Source organism: Paenibacillus brevis, assembly GCF_018919145.1.
GTDB lineage: Bacteria > Bacillota > Bacilli > Paenibacillales > Paenibacillaceae > Fontibacillus > Fontibacillus brevis.
Genome location: NZ_JAHLQJ010000004.1, coordinates 310,787 through 323,285 on the forward strand (window position 1 = coordinate 310,787; position 12,499 = coordinate 323,285).

A 12,499-nucleotide genomic window follows, 5' to 3' on the forward strand; every position below is an offset into this window, starting at 1 on the left:
CATCGATTGCAGAATTTGCCATTCAGAAGCAACCGAAGCTATCATTGATGCTCTCGTAACCACTCTATCACAATTCGAAGAACTCCAGAACTAGAGATTTAACGCCGGATAATGGGCCTTCAATCGCAAGTAGCTTTCCGCTGCCGCACCGTTGCCCCAATCGAATATCGTGAACTCTCCCATACCGAGTCCTTCCCCGTCGGCCTCACCTCCATGCCCGTAGTTTTCCATCATGAATCCGTAGTCCCGCTCCCCGAAAAAAGGATATGCCTTCTCCCATTGCTCCTTGGTTCCGGGATTCTCCGGACAGTACATCATGACGAACGCGCATTTGATCGCTGCGATCCCCCGTTCGATATACTCCGTCCGCTTGAGCACATGCCCGTATTCGATCAGCAGCTCGGCGAACAGGCTCTGGCGCGCATCATTCCACTCTCCATCCGCGTTCATCACGCCGAACCCGCCCAGCGCCCGAACATAGATATAGGGAGGCTGCCAGGAAGCCTGCGTCATCAGCAGTTCATCCAGACAGCGCTCTCCAAGCCTCAGGTACCCTTGGTCCCCCGTCATCCGCCAGCATCCCAGGAAAGCCTCGGCCGTCCAGAACATAGACAGGTTGCACTGCTTATACATAGCGTTGCGGACAAATTTAGCACCGAGATGCTCCAGGCCGTAGCCCGAGCAGGACCAATAAGTCTCAAAATCCTCCCATCGGCCAATCGGAATGATCTCTTCGGCCACGATGTCCGCGGCCTTCAAAGCACTGTCGGCATAGCGCTTTTCCCCGGTGAGCTCATGAAGCTTCAACAGGAACGTTACGGACACCGCAGTCTCCGGAGATTCCCGCAGCTCCTCCAGCGGTTCCAGCGACAAGGCATCCAGCCAAGCCGGGTAGTATCCCTTGGCATCCTGTAACCGAAGCAAGGCCTCCCCGTAGCGGACGGCATAGGAAAGCAGCCTTGAATCCTGCTCGAGCTCCTCGTACCAGCGAAGCATCCACAGTGCCGTCCAGCTCATATCGGCGATATGATAAGGGGCGCACTTGATCGAACCGTCCCGACGGGGATTCCGGTTGGAATTGCCCCAATAAGCGGTATCCCAGCCCTGGCTGCGGTTCACCGTTATTCCCTCGGCTTCCAGTCGCGTCATTTCCGTGGCAATAACGGAAGGGAACAGCCCTTCCCGCTGCGGGGCGGACAGCGCCAGTTCCTTCGACAGCCGCGCCCGGGTGATCAGCTTGTCATCTCCCGTTTGAGCGCCAAACCGGTACATTCCCGAAGCCGAGCGCAGCGAGCTGAACCAGGCCTGGTTCCAGACAGACCGCACCTCCCGCTCGTTGACCGGCCCGGGGTATCCCGGACTCTGCGTGACATTCACGATGAAGGCGGCGGCCCCGACCTCCTTGCCGTCCAGCTCAAATTGCTGCCAAACCTGGGGTTCCCAATACTCGAAGGCCCAGCGGTAAGCATGCCGCACGAATGGCTCCAGCGCCGTATCCAGCGGCTCGCCCGCCTGGAGCAGCTTCGTTCCCCATCCCTTCCACAGGAAGTCCAGCACCGGGCGCCAGGGATTGAACAGCACCTCCGGGTCGTCAGCAACCATCACATAACAGCCGACAACGGTCTCTCCGGCGGCATAGCTCGCTCCCGGAGCCCGCTCGAACAGCACATGCTCCTTCACCCGGCTGTTGCTCATACCCAGGATGATTTCGCAGCGCCCGGCATCATTGTCCAGATACCATCTGGCTTGAGCTTCTCCCGGCAGAAGACCGAGATCCGGAATCACCGCCAGCAGGCGGCAGTCATCCTTGAAGATCACCGCCGGGGAGCGGAAGCAGTGCTGATCGATCACGTGGCTGTCGGTCGGCGTCAGGTGCGGCGCCCAGTGAAATGATGGGCTGAAGGCCGGCTTGAACGTAAGCCGCCAATCATCCTGGCGGACGGTTTCCTCAAGCCGGAAGGTCAGCGTGAGTCGGTACAACCCGTCATGCAGCCTGCCCCATTCGATTTCAGGCTGGACGGAGCCGAGGTCATCACAGGTGACTGATGCCACGAAGCGCTCCAGCCCGGAATTCCGCGGAAAATGATTATGCCCCAACCGTTTCTCCTCCTTATGCAAAGTGCATGTATTACTGGATCGAATCGGATCAATCTTCTCATCCTAAAGTCAGATGACCTCCAGGCCGTCGTTGTCCGGCAGCGAAGGGTAAGTCGCGTGCGGCTCGGCCTGATACCAGAACGACACAGACGCGATATCGTCCTGCAGCGGCAAATACCGGCCTCCCGAACGCCAGCCCAGCGCCTGGATCGTCACCTTCAAATCACTGTCGAACCGGATCGGGTCCATCACATGCCAGCGGTACATGCCGAAGCGCTGCTGGCTCCGGTATAATCCGTCCGGCTTGAGCACCTGATGAAACCCGAGATACGCCGTGGAGAAAGGAGCATATTCTCCCTTCGGCTGCTCGAAATTCCAGGCCCCGCCGAAATAGTCCTCGGTTCCGGTGCCGCAGATCGTCGGAAACTCCCGGTCTCCGTCCATAAAGAACTTGATCTCGCCTTCGCCCCACCAGCCGTTATTATTCACCTGCCAGGCCAGGTAAGTCCCCACATAGTGCCCCTTCCCCTGAACGTCGTCCAGCAGCACATGAACATCCTTATAGGCAAGCAGGTTGCTTCTTCTCCACTGCGCGTGGAAATAGGCGGCATCCTCCGGCACTTCAGTCAGCGTATAGTCGATCTGATAATACAGAACGACCGGTGTTCCCATGCGGTTCTCCACCGTTATTCTCGCCTTCTTGCGGAACGGCATCACCCAGTAGCTGTTCATTCCCCCGGCCGGATTTACCGCCACCGGCAAGGAGTTGACATTGCTGCGCTCGCACCAGCCGTTGCAGAAGAAATCGCCGAGCGGCGTCTCCACGCTGGGCTCGCTCTCGTCATCCCAATACATCCGGAGAATCATGTGCCGCCAGCTGTCCGGAAAACAAGTCAGCCAAATATGCTGAATCGCACCGGGACCGTCGATCTCCGCCACGGTAAATACCTGTGCGGGCGCAATTTCTACGGACGGCGATACCTTCCAGCCCTGGCCGAGATCCCGGGCGCACCCGGCTCCCGTGCCTTCGGTCGCCATACCTCCCTGGCCTTTGGCGCCCGTAAAATTCTCCGCACTGATCGATCTTGTCTTGGCAGGCGACATGCGGAATAAATTGCCCAGTCCCATATCCAGTCCGTTAAATTGGCTCATTATGAAATCTCTCCTTCAAGTTGTGTAGTATTGTTGGCGATCATTATTTCCTGCATAACGGTATTTCCAGCATAACGACGCTTCTTGGCGGAATCTCAAGCATAAATCCGTCCCCAGCAGTTATGACCGTTTCGGCGCAGTATTCCGCCTCCGCCGAGTAGCAGCGGCAGACCGCTTCCTGAACCTTCTCTCCTCCCGGGATGTCCTCCCAGCGGATATTTACGCGCTCTGTCCCGGTTCCTATTCCGGCAAAGAACAAGCCAATACTCTCATCCCGGTATTGCCATGCCGCATGCACAACTCTCTCCACCGCAAGGCTTCCGGAATCGTTATATTCCGGGGAATGAATCCCATGGTTATAGTGGAACCAGTCCAGCGGGACCTTGCCGGTATCCAGCGGGACCTTGCCGGTATCCAGCGGAAGCGGCGGAAGCATCGTGCCGTAAGCCAGATATTTGTTCGCTGCACCGGTTCTGAGCCCGGCATACATCCCTACATAGCGGGCTCTTTCCTCGGAAAAAGCATAGCCCCGTGGCTCAAAATCCGCATAATGCTCATCGCTGCGGTTCTCCGTCCCGTCCAGAGCTTCCATGGGACTGTACTCGTAGTTCAGCTCATACAGCCCGCCCCATAAATACGTTCTGGCTACCGTGTAATAAAATAAGTCTCCGATCTCCTCCGTCAGCTTGCCCCATCCGTCCATGCGCACAGGTCCGTATTCATGGTATACATACGTGAACATCGGAATCAGTACGGCATCTCCCGTCTTGAACAGCTCCCGAAACGGATAGCCTTCTAGCGGCGCCGCAGGCTGCCCACCGGCACGGGCTTGATAGAAATCAAGCTCTCTCAGGAACACTTCGTTCATCATTTCCGTTCCCATCGGCACATACCGGCCGGCCGCTTGAATCATCGCTTCCTTCGTCTCGGCATAATTGCTCCGGTACGCCTCCGTAATCGCCCGGCCTGCGCCGACCGGATGGCCGTGGGAACCGTCGAGACAGACCTTCAGGATGTTATTGGCCGATATATCGTAATAGATCGCGTCGACATCATCCTGAAGCTGCAGCGTCTCGTCCCTGCGGCGGTGCAGCTCCCGCGTATACGGAGCGGCCGGGCACAGGAACGGGAAGCGGTAAGCGTCGATGCTCTTGACCTGTTCCGGGAATTTCTGCGCGGCCGCCTTTCCCCGTTCCCCGTCGGCCCCCGCAAAGTTGAACAGATAATCAAATTCGAACGGGGCGAACTTGTCTCCGAGTTCGCGCATGTAATCCAGATTGCTGCGGTTGAACCGCGTAGGGAACCAGTCGTCGTAGCCTCCCGGAACTCCCTTCCCGAACGTCTGGGGCGCATGGGTCCAATCCGGACCGAGAATATGGAACATCGGGGTTCCGATATGTTCATGGTATTTCCGCAGCCAGGCCGTCCGGTCGTATCCGGCATTGATGCCGAAGGTTGCAACGCCCGCTTCCTCATACAGCCAGCGGTACAGCGTCTCGTCGTCCCGGTCCCGCCGCTCGCCCAGTGTCCCCTTCGCGCACCACGGCTGCTCTTTGGCCCAGCTCTTGTACAGCTCGGCGGCTTCATGCCAGCCTTCCCCCCGCAGCAGCTGTACCACCACCGGGTACGTCACGCAGACTCCCTTCCCCGCCTCGATCTCCTCGACGGCATGAAAGAAGGAGGCCTCCAGCCAGCCGGCAGGATTTTTGTAGAAGTTCAACCATTTTGCATAGCCTTTATGATCCAGCGCCGCGAAATAAAGTCCGCCCTGGCCCAGCCCGTAATAAGCGAAAAACTGCATCGATGCTCCGGAAAAGCTCTCGGGATAAGGCATATGCCGCATGCCGGAACCGTTCTCCGCGAAATGCCGTAGCGGATTGCGTACCTGGATGCCTGTCGCAAAGCTGTGGGCGATATAGTCATCTTCCCCTTCTTCGGTGATATTCCGTAAATCGGGAATAATCGGATAGTCCAATCCGACGATGCTGATGCCCTCGGACGCTTCTGCGCGGCAGCGGAACTCCGCCGCCCCGGAGCCGTCCTCCAGCACGATGGCGGCATGAACGATGGGGCCTGCCTCGCACACCCAGCGAAGCAGGCATTCCTGCCTTCCCGCCTCCCGGCGCAGTTCATAGGCGAACCCGCTCCAAGCGCCGCTCATACCATTTTCGGTCTCTAGGCGGAAGGCGTCGCTCCGGGATTCAGGCGCGATATATTCTACTCCGCTGCGCAAATCGCGAAGCGAGATCACCGAACCATCCAGTTTGCTCATTCCAATCGACAGGATTCCATTCTCCAGTTCAATCACCGATACCCCTCCTTGCCGCAGCTATTTCAGTCCGGATATTTTAATCCCGCGGATAATGTATTTCTGGAAGATCAGGAACAGTACGACCGTCGGGACGGCGGCCAGCGTAGATCCCGCCATCAGCAGCCCAAGCTCGGTGGCCCGCTCGGACCGGAACGTGGCCAGATACTGCATGATTTGAAACAGGTTGACATTCGTAATCGTCATGGTCGGCCATACGAAGGAATTCCAATATCCCAGGAACGAGCCGATCCCTACGATGACGAAGACCGGATAGGACATGGGCAGGAAGATGTGCGAGAATATTTTGAAACGGCCCGCCCCGTCGATCAGGGCTGCTTCCTCCAGTGCCATCGGAATATTGAGATAGAACTGGCGGATGAAGAACATGTGCCCTGCGCTGGCCACGCCCGGCAATACGAGAACGGCCATCGTATCCAGCATCCCCAGCTTGGTGACGACAATGAACGAAGTAAGCAGGATAGCCATGCCCGGCACGAACATCGTCAGGATCACATACACCCACAGCACCCGCTTGAAGCGGAATTCGAGCCGTGCGAACACATAGGCGGCAGAGGAGTTGATCGCAAGGCTCAAAACCGCGAACAACAGGGCTCCTCCGAAAGTAATCAGCATCGATCTGATGAACATCTGATCCTGCAAAATCGAAATATAGTTTTCAAACAGCCACCGCTCCGGCAAAAATTTGAACGGGGTCGCCAGCACTTCCGTCTTCCCCTTGAAGCCCGCGATCGCCATCCACAGCAGCGGGAACAGTGCGATGCATGCAATCAGCAGGCCGACGGCATACAGGACGATTTTTACGAACTGCTCTTTTAGTCTCATCGCTGATAGTCCTCCATCCGTTATGAGTTATCCGTCAACAGCCTTATCCGAGTTCAGCACCTTGAAGATAATGGCCGAGATCGTTCCCAGCACAAGGAACAACAAGAGCGCCGATGCGATGGAATGGCCGACAAGCACGTCGTTTTTGAAATGGTTGAAAATGTACAGGTTCGGCGTCAGCGTCTCGTCGATCGGGCCTCCGCCGGTCATGACGAGCGGAAGCTCGAACTGCTGGATCGCTCCGGTAAATCCGATGACCAGCAAATACAGAATGACGTTCTTCATCAGCGGCAGCGTGATCCGTATCATTCTGGCGAACACTCCGGCTCCTTCCAGCTCCGCCGCCTCGTAATAGCTCTCGGGGATATCCAGCAGCCCGGCCAGCATGATCAGGGCCGTGATTCCGAACCCAAGCCATACAACCGGTACCGCAATGCTTCCGAGTGCCGTCCGGACGTCGGCGAGCCAGGCTACCTTTTCCATGCCTATCAGCTCCAGGAAATAGTTCGCCAGACCGGCGTTGTAATCATAGATAAAGGCAAATACGATGGATGCGATAATTCCGGAGATGATCGTCGGGATATAGATCGAGGTCTTGACGAAGCCCGACAATCTTTTTCCCAAACCTTTGATGACATGTGCGAATAAAAAGGCCAGCAACAGCTGAGCCGGAACTACCATAAATGCGAACCTCAGGCCGATCAGGATCGATTTCGTGAACAGCGGATCGGTCAGGACATTGGAGAAATTGCGGAGTCCGACATAGACCGAATCCTGATAGAAGCTCCAGTCATAGAAGCTCACATTGACCGCGTACACGAACGGAATGATGACGAAGACCGTCAATAGGATCAAAATCGGCAGCAGCATGATATATGCGATCTTGTTATCGTAACGAATATTGTTGCGCATGTTCACTCACCGCTCTTCCTTCTGCATTCGTGAAAGAAAACTCATGGAAAGCCTCCTCCGTCCGCAAGATACGGAATGTCTTGCGGACGGAAAGGCCGCTTTTCATTGCAGCTTTATTTCGGATTGGTGCCCGCCAGCTGCTGTTTCTCGATGAAGTTGTTGATTTCTTTCTCCGCCGCCGTAAGCGCTTTGTCCACGCCCTCGCCCTTCATTGCCTTCTCGATCGCTGTGGCGAAGAACATGCTGATATCCCACGGATAGACCGGCTCGGCTTCGGAATAAGGAATGATCTTCTCGGATATCAGCTTGCGCCATTCGTCATTCTTGGCGTCCGGATCCTGATTCATCGCTTCGTCAACCGATTTGCGCGGCGAGAATTTGGAGAATTGGCTCGTCTTGAAGAACTCGATCATGATGTTCGGGTCTCCGCCGAGCAGCCAGCCAATGTACTCCGCAGCCTCCTTCGGATGCTTGGATTTGCCGTCAACGACGAGCGTCCAGCCGCCCAGCGTGGCGGTCGTCTTCGTCTGGTCTCCGTCGATGCTCGGCATCGGAGCCACGCCGATTTTGTCCAGCATATCCTTGTAGTCGTTGCGGAACAGCCCGATCGACCAGGAACCGGACACCTGCATGGCGGTCTTGCCTTGCCCGAACGGCGTGGCATCGGCATAAGCGGCAAGCTGCTGCTTCGGCATGATGCCTTCCTGATACAGCGTCTTGTAGAAGTTAAGCAATTCCTTATAGCCGTCATTCACGACATCCGCCTTGGACCAATCATTCGTGATCGGGAGATGTCCGGCGGAATTAAATTGCAGCCCCCAGCTCGACCAGCCCAGGTCTCCGGCGGTTTGCGCCGTTGATACACCATAGATGCCGTTCTTGGTCAGCTTCTTGCCGTACTCGATCATTTCCGCCCAAGTGACCGGCGGTTTGTTCGGATCAAGTCCGGCCGCCTCGAATAAGTCCTTCCGGTAGTAAAGCACCGTCGAAGGCTCGACCAGCTTAGGATACGCGTAGTACTTGCCTTCCACCGTGACGAACCCCTTCACATTGTCGTACAGGTCGTCGAACAGACTTTGATCCATATACTCGTTGAGCGCCAGTATTTGCCCTTGCTTCGCGGAAGGGGCCAGATTGCTGTAGTTCATGGTCAGCACGTCCGGCGCTTTGCCGGCCGCTTGGGCGGCTTTCAGCTTCTGGGCCCAGGCGTCACCGGGTACAATGGTCAGCTTGACTTCGATATCGTCATGCGTCTTGTTGAATTCATCCGTCCATTTCTTAAACCAGGCATCCGTCGAATCCTCGAACTTTTGGGCCCAGAACTCGACCTTAACCTTCTCTCCGGCCGCGGTATTCCCTCCGGTGCTCTGTTCTTCCTGGGCTTTGTTGTTCCCCCCGTTTTCTCCATTGCTGCCTGTCGCGGAATTACCTCCCGAACCGCCCCCGCATGCGGAAGCAAGCATGGATACGGCCAGCAGCATGGTCCATAGCAGGACCCGTCTTTTTGTACGGCGCTGTTTCATTTTCGTAAACCTCCCCTTTAGTTTGAAGCTGTATTCAAACGCCCGAAGGCGCGTAAACCAGACATGATCGGGTGAACTATATCCATGGATTAATCGGCATCCTCCAACGTCTCAAGTGTGGCCCGGAACCAAAACACGTTATAGGGATCCCACAGGGACAGGGCAAAATAGAGCGTCTTTCCATCCTCGGACAGGAAGCGGTCATTCATGAACGGGGCGTACAGCCCGGGATAATCCGATGCCGGAACGAGATCTACCGGATCGCTCCATGGCCCCCAAGGACTTAGTCCTTCCCGGAGCACCACGCCCTGGCCTTCCCTCAGGTAAGTCATCAACCAGCGCTTCAGGCCGGGATTCCAGATGACCGACAACTCGCCGACACTGTCGTCGACAACGGTCTCCGCTTTGCTCATGTCCGGACTCCAGACCGGCTCCCCTTGCGAATCAGCCCCGGCAAAGTACTCGTATTGGTTCAGCTCTTCCAGATGCTTCTCCTGAACCCGCATCAGTTGAACGCCGCCGAAGCGCCCGGACGGAATACTCCAGAAATAAATCGTTGCCTCGTCACCGTCTCCGACCGTGAACGGACTGACCTGGATAAATCCGCTGTCCCCCGGCCACTGAAGGCCGTCAACGACCGACCACGACTGTCCTTCATCTGTGGATTTGGCGACGCCGGCATAATTGGCGTCCCACTTTCCGGGGTCGCCCCAATGATTGACCGACATAAAATACAAATACAACGCCCCGTTCGCGGAGAGCCCATGGGTAGGAATGATCGTCATCTCGTCATGGTCGATCTTTCTGGACGGAAGCAGCTCTTTGGCAAATCCGATCTCGTCGGCGATCATGCCGTCAAACGTTATACCGTCGGACGGGTCCCGGTCCGAGCTGTACGCCATCACGTTGGAGCGCCAGAAGCTGCCGCCCCCGCCGGTCATCCCTTCCGGCCTCTCCCCGAACGTATCCCCGAAGACGAAATAAGTCTTCTCGTCCACCGTGAACATGGAGCCGAGATCCGTACCGTGCACCGCGAATTCGTCCGTCCTGTTCAAGGAGTCCTTTCCCGTCAGTTGGGCGATCTTCTGAAGATCGGATGTGCCTTTCACCATGAACGTCTTGTTGCCGGCCGGTTCTGTCATCCGCTCTGCTTCAGTGGATCCGTTGCTGCAGGACGCAATAATCAGAAGCGCAGCTGACAGAGCCATCAGTTGAAGACTTCGCCGCATATCGATGTTCCTCCTAAGGAATATTCGGCTGCTCTTTCACCGTTACGACAAGCCATATTCATTTCTGCAATCGATTGCAGATTTGGCAATGTCAAGCCTCCTTTTGGAGGCGAGCCCCGTAGTTTTATTGTCCACATGCCATTTCCCCCTTTAAAGGTCAAGCTGATGATGATATCATGAAAGCGATTACATTAAAAATTTTACATGATATCTGCTTATTGTTCTATGTTGGGATTTGTTATTTCTTATCCAATCTTGCTTTTATGATGCTCTTGCATGAAGTTCAACCTTTATTCACCACTATTAATCTAGTATTTTTGAAAGGTAGAAGTAGACTTTTTGCTTCCATTCTTGCTATAAGGAGGAGTCAGGGACATGGACACAGATCTCACATCCGTCACGCTTCAGCATATGATGCACCGCCTGTCCCCAAATGTGCGGCGGGCCTGGAATCATCGTGTCGATGAGATGCGCCTGGAGCCGCGGATTATTTTTGATTATGAACTGCTCTATGTGGAAAAGGGAGAGCTTACGATTCGGCTGGCAGAGGAGACCATCGTCGCCGAACCCGGGTGCATTATTCTGTTCAAGCCGGGGAAGGAGCACGAGTTCTATAGCTCCAGAGGCGAATGCTGGATGCCCCATATCCATTTCGACGTGCTGTATTACGACGATTATGAACAAGTACCGATCAATTTCAAGAACCGCAATGATTGCAGCAAAGAAGAACTCGCGTGGCTCCGTCCGGATATCCTGGGAGAGGTGTTCAAGTTCCCCGATGTGTTCCGGATCGGGAATCATGCTGAAGTCCACAAGACGCTGATGCAGATCATTCATGCTTACGAACGGCGTGATGCCGAATCTCCCCTCCTGCAAAAGTCGCTGGTGCTGCGGATTATTTACTTGCTCCTCAAAGGGATGAAAGCCAAGGAAAACGTCCATCTTGTTCAGCATCAACGGGCAATGGAGCAAGCCGTAACGTACATGATGGAGCATTATAACGAGACGGTGCCGCTGGAGAGCTTGTCCAAAATCGCCTGCCTCAGCGTGTTCCACTTCTCCCGTGTCTTCAAACAGACATTCGACTTGACGCCGCATCAATTTCAGATCCGCTACCGGATCGAGAAATCGAAAGAGCTGATGATGTTCAACCGCCTGTCGCTGTCCTCCATCGCCGAGAAGGTCGGGTACAGTAATGTCTACTCCTTCAGCAAGGCGTTCAAGCAGCTTGAAGGCGTATCGCCGCGGGAATTTCTCCGTACCTATTCGCGGATCACGGAGAGCTAGCCGCAAGAAGAAATCCGATAAGAGGCGATTACAAAAAAAAGACGGCCCCGAATATCGACCGGAGACCGTCTACTTCCCGAAAGCTGCTTAACCGGCAGCTCGCGGGTTTATATTGCAATCCGAAGGCTAGTACGGGATAACCGTCTTCCTTCAGTCTACTCTTTAGGCTTCTTCACAAAAGGCGCCGCCTTCTCGATTACTTCATCCTCAGTCGGCGCACTGACATAGCGGCCATTAATATATACAAACGCTCTCTTGCCGCAAGGCCCGCAATACGATTTGCAGCCTACTTGAATCTCGGCATCGGGAGCCATCTTCTGAAGCTTGGGTACCATTGTCTTTAAGCGGATATGATTGCATTTGTCACAGATCCGTATATCGTTAGCCATACTATTCCCTTCTTTATTCGGAGCTAAGCTGCCTTACCCGTGCGGGGTGTGATATTAGTGGTCACCGTGATTGCCTTTGGAAGGATTCGTAATGACAAAGCCCTCTTCCGGAAAATACAGATAATCAATCTTAACGCCATCAAGCAACGGATCATTCCCATCCAGAATAACGTCAATCTCCTTATCGGTAGGAATCACGGTGTCGCCTTCCTCCGGCTTCACCAGATCCATCCCGTAATGGGCATGATCACCATGTGCATGTGTAATAACAACCTTCAGAGCCAAGCCCTGATTCTCTTCCTTATCCAATTCCTTCTTTATGACTTTCGCCGCATTGCGGGTAATTTTTACTTTCATTAAAATCACTCCATTCTCAATATGACATCAATATTCCTATTGTAAAGAAACATTCGCGCCCGCGCAAGACATGGCCGATTATTACTAACACCCCTGCTAGGGATTGATGTCAATTCGTTGAACCCCGTCCCGATCCTTCTGCTCTGCCCGCCCGACAAACCAGTTCATTAGCAGCATCGTCACGGCAATATCATCAATCGGTATGAAGGGCAGGACATCCGGCAGAATCCAGTACAGAATGGCAGGTATGCCAAGAAGCAGCTTGTCCAGCAATGGAACTCTCGGCGAACGAAGAAGCCCTGGCAGCTTGCGGAAAACATGTCCCCAGTGGCGCAAGGACCAAATTCTTGACCATTTCATGGCGATCCCTCCCTATTAGTACAATACCCTAAAGCTCCG

The 12,499-nt window shown here is 54.9% G+C and carries 11 protein-coding genes; 1 reads left to right on the forward strand and 10 read right to left on the reverse strand.

The features are described from left to right. Positions 1-90: 90 nt before the first annotated feature. The 7 genes from KQJ23_RS06650 to KQJ23_RS06680 form a co-directional block, all read right to left on the reverse strand. On the reverse strand, positions 91-2,097 hold the full coding sequence (locus tag KQJ23_RS06650) for a glycoside hydrolase family protein (RefSeq protein ID WP_216477984.1): 2,007 nt from the start codon (positions 2,095-2,097) through the stop codon (positions 91-93). A 69-nt stretch (positions 2,098-2,166) separates the two neighbouring features. Further along, a complete protein-coding gene (locus KQJ23_RS06655) occupies positions 2,167-3,249 on the reverse strand; it encodes a glycoside hydrolase family 172 protein (protein ID WP_216477986.1) in 1,083 nt (360 codons plus the stop codon). A 43-nt stretch (positions 3,250-3,292) separates the two neighbouring features. Then, entirely contained in the window at positions 3,293-5,557 is a 2,265-nt protein-coding gene (locus tag KQJ23_RS06660) for a DUF6259 domain-containing protein (RefSeq protein ID WP_216477988.1), read from the reverse strand. 21 nt (positions 5,558-5,578) lie between these two features. Then, the gene (locus tag KQJ23_RS06665) at positions 5,579-6,403 is read right to left on the reverse strand and encodes a carbohydrate ABC transporter permease (protein WP_216477991.1); all 825 of its coding nucleotides are present in this window, start codon (positions 6,401-6,403) and stop codon (positions 5,579-5,581) included. 27 nt (positions 6,404-6,430) lie between these two features. Next, positions 6,431-7,315: a carbohydrate ABC transporter permease gene (locus KQJ23_RS06670; RefSeq protein WP_216477993.1), complete on the reverse strand. Its 885-nt coding sequence runs from the start codon at positions 7,313-7,315 to the stop codon at positions 6,431-6,433. A gap of 113 nt (positions 7,316-7,428) precedes the next feature. Further along, positions 7,429-8,838 (reverse strand): ABC transporter substrate-binding protein, encoded by a 1,410-nt coding sequence (locus KQJ23_RS06675; RefSeq protein WP_216477995.1) that lies wholly within the window; start codon positions 8,836-8,838, stop codon positions 7,429-7,431. An 89-nt stretch (positions 8,839-8,927) separates the two neighbouring features. After that, positions 8,928-10,067 (reverse strand): glycoside hydrolase family 183 protein, encoded by a 1,140-nt coding sequence (locus KQJ23_RS06680; RefSeq protein ID WP_249529546.1) that lies wholly within the window; start codon positions 10,065-10,067, stop codon positions 8,928-8,930. Between the two features lie 375 nt (positions 10,068-10,442). Here KQJ23_RS06680 and KQJ23_RS06685 point away from each other — a divergent pair, with 375 nt between their 5' ends. Then, a complete protein-coding gene (locus KQJ23_RS06685; RefSeq protein WP_216477997.1) occupies positions 10,443-11,354 on the forward strand; it encodes an AraC family transcriptional regulator in 912 nt (303 codons plus the stop codon). 155 nt (positions 11,355-11,509) lie between these two features. On the opposite strand, the gene KQJ23_RS06690 is transcribed toward KQJ23_RS06685, so the two are convergent. The 3 genes from KQJ23_RS06690 to KQJ23_RS06700 form a co-directional block, all read right to left on the reverse strand. Beyond that, positions 11,510-11,743 carry a YuzB family protein gene (locus KQJ23_RS06690; RefSeq protein WP_216477999.1) on the reverse strand — a complete coding sequence of 78 codons (234 nt, stop codon included), beginning with the start codon at positions 11,741-11,743 and terminating at the stop codon, positions 11,510-11,512. Between the two features lie 54 nt (positions 11,744-11,797). Then, a complete protein-coding gene (locus tag KQJ23_RS06695) occupies positions 11,798-12,100 on the reverse strand; it encodes a HesB/IscA family protein (RefSeq protein WP_216478001.1) in 303 nt (100 codons plus the stop codon). Between the two features lie 96 nt (positions 12,101-12,196). Beyond that, the gene (locus KQJ23_RS06700; RefSeq protein WP_212939502.1) at positions 12,197-12,460 is read right to left on the reverse strand and encodes a YkvA family protein; all 264 of its coding nucleotides are present in this window, start codon (positions 12,458-12,460) and stop codon (positions 12,197-12,199) included. Positions 12,461-12,499 lie beyond the last annotated feature (39 nt).